We start from the raw sequence: 15,372 nt of genomic DNA, 5'->3' as shown, positions 1-15,372 counted from the left end.
CTGATTATCGACATTCAAGAGCGATTGCAGAACGGCAAGGGGCCGGGCTTTGAACGCTGGGCCAAGGTCTACAATCTCAAACAGATGGCCGCCGCTCTGCAATTTTTGCAGGAGTATAAGTTGACCGATTACACCCAGCTTGCTGCCCGGACGGAGGCCGCCGTGGATCGCTTTCACCGCTTGGGAGAGGAACTGCAACAGACCGAAGCGGCGCTTTCCAAAACCGCCGAGCTGATGGCGGTCACAGTGAATTATGCCAAGGCGCGACCTGTGTTCGACGGCTACAAGGCGTCATGGTACAGCAAAAAATATCTTGCCGAGCATGAGGCCGAGCTTGCCACCTACCGAGCGGCCACGGCTGTCATGCGGGATTTGCTGGGCGGGGCCAAGCTGCCAAAGATGGACGATATGAAAAAATCCCGCCGTGAGCTGGCCGAAAAGCGCAAGGTGTTGTATGCGGATTACCGGGACGCCCAGCGTGAAATGCGGGAGGCCGTGGCGGTAAAAACGAACATTGACCACCTGCTCGGCGTGACCGACGGGAGGGAAAATAAGGCACAGGAGCGTTAGCGACAGTACCGCATCACAAGGCGCAACGCGCCGCCAACTTTGGGACACTTTGTCCCGAAGTGCCGGGTTTGGGGAGGCTCCCCAACAAGCATTTTTCCAACGCAAAAATAGCAAGTGTGGCCACACTTGCCCTGCTTGCCGAAACCACGCATTCCCGGAGGCCGCAGATGCTATTGTCAAGATGTTTTAAGAGACTAGTTGCACTAATTATCTTTTTTCAAAATATGTTTTTTTGTGTAATGTCCTGCCCTGCTTAATCAATATATGATTAGAAGCGCATTTTTCCAACTTATTTTGTGCAAGGAGGTGCTTCCAATGGGCCAGTTTTCGCACTAATCCACGCTACAAAACAATTTAAAACCAAAGATTAGGAGGCCTTTATATGAAAAAGTTTTTATCTAGTATCCTTTGTTTGATCATGGTTTTCTCTATGTCTACTCCTGCATTTGCAGCGAATAATCAAAGCTCTGAATACGGTGATGTTGAAATTGCTTTAGCGAGGCAGTTCAACGCCATGGAAGATATCAGTGTCGAGCTACAAATGGAATCAGGTTTCACTGTTCATAAAATTAGTTTTCCAACCATTTCCGAACTGATAGAAAATACTCGTACGGAGAGAGTAGGTAACTCTGATGACCTTATTGCAACACAAAACCGTAAAAACATCCAAGTGCTCAAAGAATATATTGAAGGGCTTAATTTGACTGACCAAGACAAGCAAGTGCATATCAGGAGTATAGATGAATTTGTGGGGGACGGCTACTTGGATGGATACAAAATTTACACTAAATCCAGTCGTTCAACTCATACATTTTATGGAACATATTCTGGTACAACCTTTTATGAAAGACCATCGTCAGAAATATCTGTGAATTATAAAAAAGAAACCGAGCGGAACTTGTCAAATCTAAATAAGTGGATTGCAACCGTAAAAGACCTTGTTTTGACGATTGAGGATCTCACTCCTATTTCAATGGCGATAACAGTCCTTGATATTGGAGCCCGGATGTTTAGTGATAATTATTCCGCAAAAACTGGAGACTACTGTGAATACTATGTTCGGACGGTTCGTCGGGTACGTGAAATAGGACTTATTGATGCATGGGGAGATTTCCGACCTGTATTGGTGGATAATAAAGTTGATATGTATCCATATTCCGTCTATCATTTTGCAGACCCAAGTATCTATAACCGCTCAGCTGCCGTTACCGAGTATATGAACGATTGGAGAACCCTTTACTCGGAATATTATAACAACAAATCTTATAATATGCAGGCAGCATATAATCAATATACTCAGAGGCCGGATATAATTCTGTATATGCAAGGAGTCCTGATTAGTAGCAGTATGTTTAAATGGGAGTTGAAGTAACATTAAGAACTCGAAGAAGCGAAAAATACTTATCCTTTGCTCCTTTTTTGTCATCGTGGCAGCAGTTTATTTCAGGCCAAGAACCTTGTGGGATACTATTGGCCTCGAAAATATGGAATTAAATAGTACTGCATATTGCAGTTTTTCCGACATTTCTCAGGGTCATAGTGCTCATTGGTCTGGATCAGTTTCGGACTTGCTAGAACATGAATTACTTGGTCCCTTGTTTCATGAAGTTTCAATATCTGGACCGGTTTTTTTTAAGGACAGCGTGAAAAATCCCGACTTACTTAATTTATATTTTTCATTCCCCAAACAAGATGGGACGTATCGGCGTATAACTGTTGAATTGATTATATCTTATGCATCCTACGGCGACACTTCTGCACCCTATTCCGCTTTTGTAAATATAGACAACACGGGATATTTTGTGACTTCAGGTAAGGCTATCATTCATCGGCTATGCAATAATATTTTGATTGAAGAATAGTGCGTGCAGTAAGAAACCTCTGGTCATGTGGCCAGAGGTTTCTTACTGCAGCGATCAATAATTATTTTGCAGTAACTGAGTTCGTAATAATTGTTCTAGAATCATCACCAGAGCTGTTCTCTGCATAAACAGTAGCGAGCGCACGATACTCCTTACCCGGAGTCCCCTTATAGGTAATGCTGCCCATATGAGAAAAAGTATTGTTGTCCAGCATTCCATTTGCGACAGAGCCAAAGTATGTGGAAACGCCCATCCACTTATCCCCAGTCTTCTCCTGCACTACAATGTAACTGGCTCCAATAACATCCATGCGTCTGGTTCCGTCCACTTCAAATTCAATGATAACCTTTCCACCTGAAGACGTAACCGCATACGCCGTATAATAGGCAAGCTGATCACTTGCTTGCGGGCCAACCACACCATTCATATTCGCTGCCCCTGCCGGAATCGACAATCCAATTGACAGAGCAAAGACACAAAGCAACGCCAAAATATGATTCACTCGTACTTTCATTTGTTTAATTCATCCTTCATAAATAGAATTTACCATCTGCTTCAATTCATCCACTGTCACATCTCCCCAAATCGAGCAGACCAGTGCATCATTTGTCCACGTCACAAAATTCTCAGAGTTGTTTGTCATAACATAATGTACGATCCCATTGTATTCATATCGGATGACATCACCGGAATCTTTTTCAAACGATCCGATACTAATACTGGCATCCTCCTCCGTGGAATATTGTCGAACCGAAACAGACAGGCTCTTTTCCCCGGCTTCATAATGAGCTTGAATCGTGACGCCTGTGCTGCGAGGATTTGCATGGATCTCCACAGTTTGAAATCCGGATGGATACCACCGAGGGGCCACCGGCTCCGTAATGCCATACGCATCCAGAGCCTCTTGCAGTATCCCATATTCCCCGCCCTCTGCCGGGGCGGGGATGTTCTGTTGACTGTCGGGCGGTTGCGCAGAGATGCTGAAGTGGAAAGTTTCCTCCGTCCAGCGTGCAATGGCACCGAATATATCGAATCCAAATGCTTGCGCTGTTACCATACTACACAGCATCATAACAGCAGCAACAATGGCGGCGACAAGAGAGGTGCGCCAACGGCGACGGTGTGCAGGTTTTGCTGCGATGGATAATTGAACGGGCGGTGTCTGCTCAAAGAGCCGAGCGTGCTTTTCTTGAAAAGCTGCCAAAGACGCATCAACATCAAAGTCCAGCGTGCTTGGTTCCCGTTTCTCCAATTCAGCCAGACATGCGTCCATCTGTGTGGAATCATAATTGCTTTCATCCATCCCATCCCACATATCTGACAATACATCTGTCAGTTCGTCTGCGGTCAACTCATCCAGATGCTTTTGGTTTTGAGCGGCATCCTCACCGCGCCCGTTCTTCCGCGAGGAAAACTCATTCTCAGGCATCTTTGCACCTCCTCCACTTCAATATTGATTAAGCAGTTCATTTCATTACATAAAAACTAGAAAATTTTTTCTTCTTTCGCCATCAGCGCCTTATAGTGCGCTTTGGCTCGGAAAGCTCGTGTTCGACAATTCAGAACCGATATACCAAGTTGCTGTGCAATCTCCTCGTAAGATAATTGTTCCTCAAAAAGCAGGATGAGAATCTCCCGCTCTTTGGGGAGCAATTCTTTTGGAAGTAGCTCATCCAGCGGTTGGTGGTATGTATCAACGCATATTGCACTCTCATCGGAAATAAGCGGCATTTCAAGTCGATGCCGCGCTGATTTTAATTCATCAAGAATCAGATTTTTCAATGTCAGGCTCAACCATCCGGCAAGATTGGGGTGCTTGACCAGATCACGCTGCTTATACAACAAAATCAGAAAGGTTTCCTCGACCAAATCCTCGGCAAGATGGCTGTCGTGCAGCACATAATAGGCCTGTTTGAATAACCGGGCGGAGTGTTCTCTGTACAACTGGTCAAACCATTCATTTTGCTCCGGCATACGAATACTCCCCCTTTCATATTAGCCGCTCAGCAATTCCTGATCTAACTTACGGAAAAAATATATTACACACTTGTATCAGCTTTTCGTAGTCCTCTGGTGAAAAATTTCGTGTTCGCGCCAGCAACGCGTTCATCGTCTCCTGCTCCTGCTGCTCTTTCAGATTGCTCCCTAGCAGGCAATCTGTATCGACATTTAGGGCATTTGCGATTTTTACCAACACTGGCAAACTCAACTGCACACCGCTCTCAATATGAGAGATGTGTTGTGGTGATACGTCAATTATATCCCCAAGGCGATTTTGTTTCAATCCGGCTCTTTGACGATAATAACGGATATTACGCCCGATTTCCTTGTAATCCAAATCCTGTTCCACTCCTATACCGCCCCTCTTTGGTAAATATCTAACTTTATTTTACCGATATTTGCCGAATGTATGAATGGATAGCACAGGCATTTCCGCTATTACAGTTTAACAAATGCTGCTGTTTATATATTTTCTTCGGAATGCGAACTATTTTAGACGTATTTCATCCTATTACCGGATATTCAACATGGCTGTAAGCGTAATAATCTGGCGTACTGGGTCAATAAATAGGCAAAGATGTAAGATTTGAACTCAATGAATACCGAAAGGGCTTCTGTCATTCTTAATTATTTTGCCTGTTGCGATCTAAAAAGCATATGTGTGAGTAGCAGACGCATTTTTATGTGTCTGCTGGCTACTCATGCCATTTTTTCAATCGCAATGCATCGATAAAATCCGTTTGGCAAAAAGCAGCGTTCATCTTGGGCCTTCGTGGTCAGGAGTACGCTGCGGTTGTCCCGGTTGCCGCTCCCCGCCACCTCCATTTCTGATTTTACCTGATCCCTTGCACAAATCAGAAATGGAGGTCATACTTATGACTACGATCAATTTGCGGGATTATTTCTATTGGTACATAACGGACGAGAGCATCGAAGTTTCTGATGAGGTGGCCGAGGCTCTGCGCTCGGACAAGCTCTATGAGGCCGCCCACCAGCGTCGCCTTGTCCGCAACAAAGCGCAGTATTCCCTCGACTGTGATGACGGCATCGAGTATTCCGCTTGCCTGCATGAGCCCACACCGCAGGAGCTTTTGGAGCGAACGGAAACCTTTGAGCGGCTTTGCCGCGCCCTCAATTCTTTGCCCGAGGCACAGGGCCGCCGCATCGACGCCTGTATCATTCTCGGCAAGAGCGTGAAAGAGGTAGCCGAAGCCGAGGGTGTTGCCGAGGCTACCGTGCGGCAGTCAATTCGGTGCGGGCTGGACAACATGAAAAAACTTTTTTGAGAAAGTTTTGATTTGCCTACTCCGTTTTGGCTATTTTGTGTCCTTGGTATATGAGAGGAAGTTTTAATCCTCTCCGCAACTGAATAGCGGGTGACCCCGAGCATAGCGCGGGGAGCCACGCGGCGGGTGCGCGGTGACTTCCTCCACAGGAACCAGCGAACAGCACCAGCGCCGCAAGTGGGACAGGCCATCCCATGGCCACGATCCGCCACAGGGCAGGCTGGCCGCCGCATCTCTTTTGCGTGGGAGCGCCGTGCCAAGTATTGCTGTCTTATGACAGGCCAAAAAGCAAGCGCGGCGCTCCCAATATTTTATAAGGGGGCAACCACCATGAAGTACGATCCCACATTTGCAGCTCTGCTTTCCCAGCCGTGGAGCAACGGCGCTTGCCGTGGCTATGTCATCTATGCGATGGAGGCTTGCGGTTTTTCTCCCGAGGACATCCGGCGCGTGGTCGGTGAGCTTCACGATGTTTTTGATCTGTGCGGACTGGAGGATGCCGAGGCACACTACCAAAACAGCGCCTATTAGTTCGAGACACTTTGTCCCAAGGTGAGGTCAGACCAAAGGGCGACATCCGCGAGGGTGCCGCCCTTTGGCGTTTCCCCACAAGCCAAGGGGAAAACGGTTGATACGGATGCTTTCAATAATGGAGGGAGGGCAACATGACTGATACCAAGTGCAAAGAGGAATACATTTATCAAGTGGATAAAATCAAGTTTGTTGTGACGCCTGTTTACAAGGAGACAGGCGAACTGTTGCGGGATATTCTCTTGAAATTGATGCTGGCAGATTTGGAGCCGGTACAGGCCATTCCATCGGCATCCTTAACAAAGGCGGCGGACAGAGGTATAATATAGGTAGAATAAACCTCTTGTTTGACTGCCGGAAAGGAGGATATTTTGAAACAGTCAAACAACAAAAATCGCGAGGAGGGTACTGCTGCCCTGTACTGCCGCTTGAGCCGTGACGATAATATGGACACGGAATCCAACAGCATTTCCAATCAGAAAAAGATACTCCAAAAGGCCGCCAAGGAAAAAGGTTATACGGACACCTTGTTTTTCGTGGATGACGGCATCACGGGTACGACCATGAAACGCCCCGGTTATCAGAAGATGATACAGGCAATTGAGGCGGGCTACATTTCGGCGGTGTTCGTGAAAGACCTTTCCCGGCTGGGGCGCAATTACATTGAGGTCGGCAGGCTGACCGAGGAATTTTTCCCGCAGTACGATGTCCGCTTGATTGCCGTTTCGGACGGCGTGGATAGTGACGAGGGCGAAAATGATTTTACTCCGTTCAAAAACATCATGAACGAGTATTACGCCAAAGACATTTCCAAAAAGCGCCGCATTGTCAATAAGATGAAAGGCAACTCCGGCGTTCCACTCTCCCAGCCGCCTTATGGGTATCTTAAAAACCCGGACGATCCCCGATTTTGGATAGTAGACCCAGAGGCCGCCGAAAATGTGCGCCGCATCTATCACATGGCACTGGAGGGTTATGGCCTTGCGGAAACCGCTGCCGTGCTAGAACAGGACGGGATTTATAATCCCACCTACTACTGGCGCAGCAAGGGAACCAACCGCAGCGGCTCAAAAAGCACGCTGGAGCCTACCAAGTGGGGGCATACCACCGTCAAGAAAATTCTTGGCTTGCAGGAATACTGCGGTGATGTCATCAACTTCAAAAGCTACTCCAAGTCCTACAAGATGAAGCGCCGCATTGAAAACCCGGAGGAAAACCGGGCGATCTTCCTCAATGTGCATGATGCCATCATTGACCGCCCCACATGGGAAAAGGTGCAAGCGCTCAAAAGCGGCACACGGCGTAAAAGGCCGTCCGTCTCGCAGGAGCCCAGCGTGTTCTCTGGTTTGCTGAAATGCCCCGAGTGCGGCGGCAATCTCAATTTCCATTTCAACCAGGGCAATCACGACATCAAGTTTTTCAGTTGCCAAAACCACAATTCCGGGCTTCGTAAATGCTCCGCTACCCATTATATCCGGCTGGACTTTCTGGAGCAGGTGGTGCTGTATGAGGTCAACCGTCTGGCCTGCTTCGCCAATGAGTATGAGGGCGACTTTATCAAGGCCATGATGGGGCGCTCCGCAAACCTCGTTGAAAACGACCGAGCCAGGAAACAGCGGGAGCTGGATGGCCTGCTGGCCCGTGACAAAGAATTGGATGTTCTCTTTGAAAAGCTCTACGAGGATAACGTGTCCGGCAAAATTGACGATGCCCGCTTTTCCAAAATGTCCAAACGGTACGAACAGGAACAGGGCGAGAACGCCGCCAAGGTCAAGGCGCTCAAGCTGGAGCTGAAAAAGACCGAGGGCAAGCGGATGGATGTTGACCAATTTCTTGAAAGTGTCCAGCGGTACACCAACGCCGCAAAGGTCACAAAGCGCATGGTGACGGAGCTGATTGAACACATTGAAGTGTACCATGCCGAAAAGGACGAGGACGGCGTTGCCACCCAGCGGGTCACAATTTTCTATAACTGCATCGGCGCGTTTGATGTGCCGGATCGTCGCAAAATCCCCGAGGCCGACATCCTTATGGAAACAAGGAAGGGCGTAGCTGTCAACTACGCCCCGGCACAAACCGCTTGATTGAATTCTGTGTATAAAAAAGCGGAGTGTCCTTAATAAGATCCTCAGATCCTATAAGGACACTCCGCATGTGTCATTAGGTCAAAATAGATGCAGGCCTTAGTAAACAGAATTGCTTGCTTTATAATCTGAATTGTTTTCCTTGTGTTTTTTCCTTTCAATCATTGTTAATATGGGGGCATTCTCTTTTCCAAAAGGAATGATTGGATCATCGGTTGGAAGTATTCCACACTCAGTTAGCCAGTCGTTCTCTTGTACGTCACATGCATCACAAATTATAATACTTTCAAGATTCTTATATATCATCAGATCCTCAAAAACCTGAGGTTGCGCTGCTATATCTAGAAAATATGAAGGGCATATTGAAAATTTTTTTACAATATGTAATTCACGCTCAAACATTTTAAGATTAACATCATTATTGGGTTCCATTGTATGAAATCTTACTGGCATTGCTATAATTTGTGAATCCTTCGTTCTATTGTGTAAAAAACCTAGCTGACCGATGATTACACGATACCAATACGGATGTCTCTTATCAATACCTTTTATTATACGTATGCCTATCTCATTTTTGCTATCATTATGGCCAATATCCTTAATCCAATCTTCAAAAATACTTTTGCAAGTAGGTTTTGTAAACGCCAGAGATATAACAGGTGGAAAGGCGTGTAAGGGGTTTGCCATAAACAAAACCCCCTTCCAACCACAGATATTCCATAATGGAACATTTATAATTGATGAAGTAAAAATATCTGTATTGCTAATATTTTTCAAATCCACATCTGGCGGTTTGCAATAGTGTACTGTTTCTGGAATGATAGGCTCTATTTTATCTTCACAGAGTTTTTCATTTGTAATTTGGGCTTTGACCACACGTTTCATTGGCAAATCTTCAAAATCGTGTATAACAGATTCAAACGAAAAGGTGTTTCTCCCAAGAGTTTCCATCCCATAGAATACACTATTTGAAAATGTCTGGGATCGGTCAAATGCTGCATCATTTTTTACCATTCTCTCAATTTTCCTTAATTCAGAACTGAATGGAAACATAATTGCTACTACCATCCCAATAATCTCAAGCAAGAAATCAGAAAACTCACTTTGTGCGGCCACAATATTCTTTGAGTCATAATCCTTGAAGATCACTGAGATGACATTGGGCTTGTCATCAAGGATTTTACCTTTAATCAAGGACTCACAATCAGCATCGTAACAAAGATCTATTCTGATTTTTCCTGTTAAAGAAATAAGCTCATTGGCTACTCCAGTTCCAAAGAAGCTCTCTATAGTAGCGAGAATCGTTGCACCAATCTCAACTTCGCCGTGTTCATATGGACCATTGGTATTCAATTCAATAGAGCAACCTAATAAATTAGTTGTCATACAACACGATGGTTCTATACCATACCAAGGAAGAAAATTTAAGTGATCCAAGGCTGGTTGTGATTTCCATTTTCCAATTAGATCATCAAATGCCTCTGTACTTCCATTTAGAGCAGTTAAAATATCTTCATCGTAATATCCCAGCTCGTATTTCATTGCTGCACTGGAAAAAGTAAATCCATAGCTCTCTAAATAAGATGGTAATTGACCAAGGAATTTTTCTGTTTCATAATTTGTACGAAGAATTTGGATAGCAAGAACATAGTCAAAATTATCTGCGTTATCAGTGTTATTATTTGAGTTTATTTCATCTGGATATAAATGTTCTGAAATTTTAGATAACACATCAAAACTTGTAGCATACAATATATGTCCAAGTCTCAATTCTATAAATTTTAAGGCATGTGCACTTATAAATAATATTGGAAGTACTTTACCAAATTTCATATACTGATTCAAGCATAAGCAAAAATCATAATAATAAAAATTTCTTGCTGCCCAGAGAAGCCCCACACTTTCGAAAATATCACCCATTTCCATGATTACTGTAATCAAATGAGATTTATTGTTCTCGCTATACAAACCCATAAGCGAACGACTAAAATAGGTCATAGCCTCATATGGCTTTTTTTCTTTTAATGAGTGTCCTCGCTTTGCCAGCATTAGTGCCGCTTCAGATTTTTGCTTCTGCTTACTCATAATTGTGACTATACGTTCAAATAGCTCATTATACCGATCCGCTTTTTCAAAAACAGGAAATTCCTGAACAACTCTACTTAACGGATATAAGTCTAAATCAAGATGTCCAAAACTGTCATCCATTATTTGAATCATCTCGTCAACTATATCATTTAGTGTGTCACCAAGAAAAAATCGTATTAATTGGTATGCAGCTTTGGCTTCAATGGCAGTATTTGGCTTGGATGGATCGCTTATAAAGTAATTATACTTTTCTTGCAGATGTGCCGTATGATCATCTATAATAGCATTCGTATTCTCGTGTGATAGAGAAAATAGGTTTATCCAAAGGGTGACAAGATTACTAAATAAATGAACATTGTTTTCAGAAAGCACAATTTCTTCATACTCTTTGTAATACTGGTAATAGAGTTGCACATCAGGATACCACCAATATATAGTCCAGGCTGCATCGTAGACAGAATTTGCAATATCTAAAATATTACCGTGTTCTTTAGCGATTCTATTATTGCGATCAATCAGCCCCAATATCAGTTGTTTCGAAAATTCAAGTTCTCGTGCCAAAACAATGCTTTGTTGTGAAAGTGCAATCATCTCTGAGGGTTTAATAGCATTATTTCCTATTAGATTTTGGATTTCATCATACTCTTGTTTCCGTCTGTAATCGTTCTCTCCAACTTGTACCTCATCACAGAAATTATCAGAAAGGTCAAAACTCTTTATGGTTATCATAACATTATCTGTGTTCTTAAGTGCCTTATCAAGTAACCATGTACGATCAATTATACGGACATCTAAATTATATAGCTTGCGTAACTCATCCTCTGTATCAGCTCTTTTTTTATCAGAAATATACTGATTAGACATGAAAAATATTTTTATATAACCACGATTTTCTTCTTCGTTGACTTTGGCGATTTTCAGAATATCCGATTTGACCTTAGGCTTCCAATCTTTTTTAGCACTTATTGCAAATGCCCAACGCTCCGTTGCTGCTTTGTTTCCATCCCCATAATACCATAGCGTAGAAATTGTCTCTGCTACTGGATATGTTTCACTATCTACTTTACTGTCACCACCACCAGTTGGCCCAGTTTGTGGCAATAAATTAGGGCAGATTTCAACTTCGGCAATATGTCTGCAAAAATCCTCAAATGCCTTATCTAAGCTTTTACTAGTCAATGTTTCAAAATAGAAATCTAAAAAATCACGATCTAATTTCCCTCTTTGAATAATCTTTGAATCTGAAAATTGTTCAGGATGCATTTTCCTAAATGCTTCCGTTTGTCTATCCATCGTAAATCCTCCTATTTTTGAGGCTTTGTTCTCATGCCGTAGAACAATATATATACATAAATCTCCACGAAATCTAATTGATGTACCAAGAAAAAAATTTTCTAAACATTTTTAATCAAATTATTCTTATAATTCATGTATTACTCCGTAAATCTTTAAAAATTGGAGTTTTGGAATCCGGTGGAATAATCGGCTTGTTAACTTTTATAGTTAGCGGCATTGGAAAATCAACCCCTGTTAATATGGCCTCACCTTCACCTAACACTGGGAGGAAAGACAAAAGCTCAGCATTTGCTGATGAACATGCCTGTTTTATAGCTTCTTTATCACTGTAATTAATTAATCTATGAACCAAGAATGTGCCCATCTGACTCAATGTGCCAATGGGAATATCTTTAGGCATCTGTGTTGCAAGGCATAAAAACAATCCATATTTTCTACATTCTTTTGCTATTTGATCAAATGCTGATAATGCCGCAGTATCAAAATATTCGTCAACTACTGTATTATTTAAAAACTGATGTGCCTCATCTAAAAATAGCACTATCGGATTAACCTTAAATTCTCCATTTCTAGCTTTCATTAAAAGAAATTTTCCAATGGCATTTGCAACAATTTCCCTCGCCTGTGATTCAAATCCGATAGACTCGAATCCGATTCGTAACAAAAACTTGTTGTCGTTTTTTATGTATTCGTCAATCTGTTTTGTCAAGTCACAAGTCTCATTTTCAGGCTGGGAAAACCCCAAAACGGCTTGTAGTATCCCAGTCCGTCGGACACTACCAATACGGGTAATTAAACTTATACAATTAGTTAAATCAGTTTCATTTCTTGCCCCATATATATTTATGTTATCTCTATCCGTATCCCAGACACACTCCGCGCTGATTTGTTTCTCTAATTTTTCTATATCAAAAGTAAGCAACCCATTTTCTATTTGAGTATTATGCACATAACAATAACGCTCATACTCCTTTTTATTTAAACCTGCTTTTGATAAAACCCCATCACTACAGAAGGCAGAAAATTTAGGTTCTTTATCGATTCCTAATTCTATACATTTCAATGATCGTATAGCCTCAAGTAATTTTGGAGCCTGCACTCTTCCAGCGGGTTTAACCAGAAAAAACAAATCTTCAATTGTAAGTTTCTTATAAGAAAAACATGAATTTGCTCCAAGTATAGTTGATTCTGCAGTTTCTGTTTTTGCTAGTTCACTATACTCTCCGGTAGGATCAATAAGTATTGCTTTAGTATTATTTTTCATCATAGACTCTATTAACTTCGACACACTCCAGCTTTTCCCTCCGCCAGTAGTACCGACCACAGCACAATGACGACTGAACATTGCTTGCTGGCTTATATTCACAAGGGTATTTTTATTAGAAGTTAATGTGCCTAATTCAATCAAAATCTTATCCTGATCTGATTTTAGCCCAAATCGCATTACATATTGTTGTATAAATTGTTTTGGACAAACGTACACTTTGGCTCCAATATTGGGAAAAGCATTAAGAGTACGTTGTGCTTTATGGCTTTCAAAGTAATCAAAAGAGAGTAAAACTTCTACCTTGGCTGTTGGATGAAAATCCGAGCTTTGAAAAGCTTTTTCGCTTAAAGATAACCTTTCTTTCTCAGGCAAATCCAGTTCTGCAATCTTGCCTATGAAACCAAAGTTCTCGCCCTCAATTGTTACAAAATTTCCTATTAATCCACCATTGAATTCTTCACCAGAAAATATATACTTGTTCAGCAATACAGAAGAAGGAAAATGTACTTTGACATATTGAGGATTTACATGATTCACATAACCGATGAAATAATTGGGATTAAACGGTATCACTTTTTTCTCCCTCCTTGCTAGAATAATCATAAATATCTGAAGAGGGATAGTATTTAACAAAATTCTGAAAGGTTTCACTTATGAGGTAAATATTCCCCATTATATCTGCCTTTGCTTTTAAATCAGTAAAAGCATCTTCTTCTTTTACTGATGGAGAAATAACTACAACAGTGATGCTTGGATTTACATTTAACGCTTCATATATCATTGCTTTAATATGTTTATCATAAAAACTAAAACCAATAACAAATAGCAAAGTGTTTTTAGTTCTTAATTCTTGCTGAAATCTCGAAATCATCTCAAAATATGGTTGTTCATAAGAATGCTCAAACTTAGTATTGCTTGGGTAGATCATCAAAGGGTTCCTTGGATTACTTGACTTTATAACGTGTTCTTCATCATTAGATGTTTTTACTTTCTCCCAGTCTAGAGACCCATGAGGTTTATATAGATGAATTACCTTTGCAACAAAATTTTCCTCACTCTGTGGTCTGTTAGTATTTCTCGCTACGATATCATAATCGAAATTAATACCATTGAATAATCTAGGATAACTAAAAGAAAAGCCATCAATAATTACATAGCCGCCTTTTGAAGCAGCCTGCTCGAATAATAAGTCATAATTCAATGTAAATATCTTTACCCTTGAATATTTTAATTTTCTTGCAGTTAGCTTTCGGAGGAATGCTAACTGTGGAGCATTTTCCGGCAACTCTAGACTACATTGTTCTTGGATAATTGCTTCAATTTCTCGTATAGTTTTTTCTACTCTTGAATTGTTTAGAAATGTTTGTGAGAGTATCGCTTTAGATAAAAGAGCTTCTAAATCTGTGTTCATTTCATCAAGAAAATCAAATTTTATTTTTTTAGCAAAATCCTGTAATTTAGCAAAACCCAATTTATCCACAACCGATTTCCATAGGCCAGACATAGTTTTACCAAGCCTTTCCCCTACACCAACTCCTACGGAAGTCCCTGATCCAGATAAAACAACTATGTTTTCATATTGCCGCGAAAGAACCGCTCTATATGTTTCTCTCATTTTTGTTAAAGCATATTCTTCTGAAGAAGATTTTTCCCGTTCGTCTGCGGAGATAGGTTTTCCATTTATTATAACACTATCAGAATCGTAAGCTATATTACAGTTCTCTGAATAATATATTTGTTTCACAATATGCCCTCCATAGTTATCTATCCTCGCCAATCAATTTAACCTAGTCTGTCCGTCTTTTCTTATATCTACCATCCTTAGGCTTCACCGCATCCTTAGGTATAGCCCAAGTAACACCAAACCGAACAGCGCCCGGTATTTTACCCTGTGCGCAAAGCACCTGTACCCGGCGCGGAGTGATTGCCCATTTTTCCGCTGCTTCTTTCGCTGTCATATAGTCCATTAAAACGTTCCTTTGCCGAATAAATATTGTATATATTATATATCGCAGCGGCGAATAAAGCAATCGCATTCGTGTAAATTATGGAAATATTCACAGTATTATGGTGAAACGAATTGAAAAATAGCAGAAAATCTGTCCAAGAGAGAAATGCCGCCAACATTTGTGGCAGCTTCTCCTGCTATTTTTATTCACTCGGCAGTTCCTGTTCCATTTCCATATTGTTATCAAAAGTGATTCGGATGCGGTCTGAGGATAAAACTACCACCTTGGTGATAATCCCCTTGACCACATCATCACGATATTCCTTTACGCTAAGGTCAATATGTTCCATTGTGTAAAGCAGTTCATGGATTCGAGCTTGTGTATTTTGGGCGAGCATGGTCTGCTCTTGGTGTTCGCCAAGCTGACCCTGCAGCCCCT

At 42.0% G+C, this 15,372-nt stretch carries 13 protein-coding genes and 2 pseudogenes; 6 read left to right on the top strand and 9 right to left on the bottom strand.

Annotation, left to right across the window (positions count from 1 at the left end; all coding sequences use genetic code 11):
* Both RT018_RS12595 and RT018_RS12590 read left to right on the top strand, forming a co-directional pair.
* Positions 1–570, top strand: a pseudogene (locus tag RT018_RS12595) (hypothetical protein); the annotation flags it as partial.
* A gap of 382 nt (positions 571–952) precedes the next feature.
* Entirely contained in the window at positions 953–1,942 is a 990-nt protein-coding gene (locus RT018_RS12590; protein WP_312942515.1) for a hypothetical protein, read from the top strand.
* Positions 1,943–2,493: 551 nt separating this feature from the next.
* Here RT018_RS12590 and RT018_RS12585 read toward each other — a convergent pair.
* The 4 genes from RT018_RS12585 to RT018_RS12570 are packed head-to-tail and all read right to left on the bottom strand — an operon-like array spanning position 2,494 to position 4,782.
* The gene (locus RT018_RS12585; protein WP_312942513.1) at positions 2,494–2,946 is read right to left on the bottom strand and encodes a hypothetical protein; all 453 of its coding nucleotides are present in this window, start codon (positions 2,944–2,946) and stop codon (positions 2,494–2,496) included.
* 9 nt (positions 2,947–2,955) lie between these two features.
* The gene (locus tag RT018_RS12580; RefSeq protein ID WP_312942511.1) at positions 2,956–3,861 is read right to left on the bottom strand and encodes a DUF4367 domain-containing protein; all 906 of its coding nucleotides are present in this window, start codon (positions 3,859–3,861) and stop codon (positions 2,956–2,958) included.
* 56 nt (positions 3,862–3,917) lie between these two features.
* Positions 3,918–4,406, bottom strand: a complete 489-nt coding sequence (locus RT018_RS12575) for an RNA polymerase sigma factor (RefSeq protein ID WP_312942509.1) — start codon at positions 4,404–4,406, stop codon at positions 3,918–3,920.
* Between the two features lie 49 nt (positions 4,407–4,455).
* Positions 4,456–4,782: a helix-turn-helix transcriptional regulator gene (locus tag RT018_RS12570; protein WP_312942507.1), complete on the bottom strand. Its 327-nt coding sequence runs from the start codon at positions 4,780–4,782 to the stop codon at positions 4,456–4,458.
* Between the two features lie 526 nt (positions 4,783–5,308).
* Here RT018_RS12570 and RT018_RS12565 point away from each other — a divergent pair.
* From RT018_RS12565 to RT018_RS12550, 4 genes are all read left to right on the top strand, one after another.
* Positions 5,309–5,719, top strand: coding sequence for a sigma-70 family RNA polymerase sigma factor (locus tag RT018_RS12565; protein ID WP_312942506.1), 411 nt, complete (start codon positions 5,309–5,311; stop codon positions 5,717–5,719).
* 330 nt (positions 5,720–6,049) lie between these two features.
* Positions 6,050–6,250 (top strand): hypothetical protein, encoded by a 201-nt coding sequence (locus tag RT018_RS12560; RefSeq protein WP_312942504.1) that lies wholly within the window; start codon positions 6,050–6,052, stop codon positions 6,248–6,250.
* A 134-nt stretch (positions 6,251–6,384) separates the two neighbouring features.
* The gene (locus RT018_RS12555) at positions 6,385–6,579 is read left to right on the top strand and encodes a hypothetical protein (protein WP_312942502.1); all 195 of its coding nucleotides are present in this window, start codon (positions 6,385–6,387) and stop codon (positions 6,577–6,579) included.
* A 42-nt stretch (positions 6,580–6,621) separates the two neighbouring features.
* Complete coding sequence (locus RT018_RS12550) at positions 6,622–8,334, top strand: recombinase family protein (RefSeq protein ID WP_051131644.1); 1,713 nt, start codon at positions 6,622–6,624, stop codon at positions 8,332–8,334.
* A 99-nt stretch (positions 8,335–8,433) separates the two neighbouring features.
* On the opposite strand, the gene RT018_RS12545 is transcribed toward RT018_RS12550, so the two are convergent.
* The 5 genes and pseudogenes from RT018_RS12545 to RT018_RS12525 form a co-directional block, all read right to left on the bottom strand.
* The gene (locus RT018_RS12545; RefSeq protein ID WP_312942496.1) at positions 8,434–11,715 is read right to left on the bottom strand and encodes a hypothetical protein; all 3,282 of its coding nucleotides are present in this window, start codon (positions 11,713–11,715) and stop codon (positions 8,434–8,436) included.
* A gap of 133 nt (positions 11,716–11,848) precedes the next feature.
* Entirely contained in the window at positions 11,849–13,558 is a 1,710-nt protein-coding gene (locus RT018_RS12540; protein ID WP_312942494.1) for an ATP-binding protein, read from the bottom strand.
* A complete protein-coding gene (locus tag RT018_RS12535; RefSeq protein ID WP_312942492.1) occupies positions 13,545–14,729 on the bottom strand; it encodes an SIR2 family protein in 1,185 nt (394 codons plus the stop codon). Before RT018_RS12535 ends, RT018_RS12540 begins: the two co-directional genes overlap by 14 nt.
* A 43-nt stretch (positions 14,730–14,772) precedes the next feature.
* Positions 14,773–14,952 (bottom strand): helix-turn-helix domain-containing protein, encoded by a 180-nt coding sequence (locus tag RT018_RS12530; protein ID WP_312942490.1) that lies wholly within the window; start codon positions 14,950–14,952, stop codon positions 14,773–14,775.
* 184 nt (positions 14,953–15,136) lie between these two features.
* Positions 15,137–15,372, bottom strand: a pseudogene (locus RT018_RS12525) (recombinase family protein); the annotation flags it as partial.

Origin of the sequence: Oscillibacter sp. (assembly GCF_032060045.1) — a bacterium.
GTDB lineage: Bacteria > Bacillota > Clostridia > Oscillospirales > Oscillospiraceae > Oscillibacter.
Note: the sequence above shows the minus strand (reverse complement) of the source record. Positions and strands in the feature narration are given on the sequence as shown.

Excerpts from the sequence above, each read along its gene's own strand:
- RT018_RS12590 (WP_312942515.1), top strand. The coding sequence starts at position 953 with ATGAAAAAGTTTTTATCTAGTATCCTTTGTTTGATCATGGTTTTCTCT.
- RT018_RS12575 (WP_312942509.1), bottom strand. The coding sequence starts at position 4,406 with ATGCCGGAGCAAAATGAATGGTTTGACCAGTTGTACAGAGAACACTCC.
- RT018_RS12555 (WP_312942502.1), top strand. The coding sequence starts at position 6,385 with ATGACTGATACCAAGTGCAAAGAGGAATACATTTATCAAGTGGATAAA.
- RT018_RS12545 (WP_312942496.1), bottom strand. The coding sequence starts at position 11,715 with ATGGATAGACAAACGGAAGCATTTAGGAAAATGCATCCTGAACAATTT.
- RT018_RS12530 (WP_312942490.1), bottom strand. The coding sequence starts at position 14,952 with ATGGACTATATGACAGCGAAAGAAGCAGCGGAAAAATGGGCAATCACT.
- RT018_RS12580 (WP_312942511.1), bottom strand. The coding sequence starts at position 3,861 with ATGCCTGAGAATGAGTTTTCCTCGCGGAAGAACGGGCGCGGTGAGGAT.
- RT018_RS12585 (WP_312942513.1), bottom strand. The coding sequence starts at position 2,946 with ATGAAAGTACGAGTGAATCATATTTTGGCGTTGCTTTGTGTCTTTGCT.
- RT018_RS12560 (WP_312942504.1), top strand. The coding sequence starts at position 6,050 with ATGAAGTACGATCCCACATTTGCAGCTCTGCTTTCCCAGCCGTGGAGC.
- RT018_RS12565 (WP_312942506.1), top strand. The coding sequence starts at position 5,309 with ATGACTACGATCAATTTGCGGGATTATTTCTATTGGTACATAACGGAC.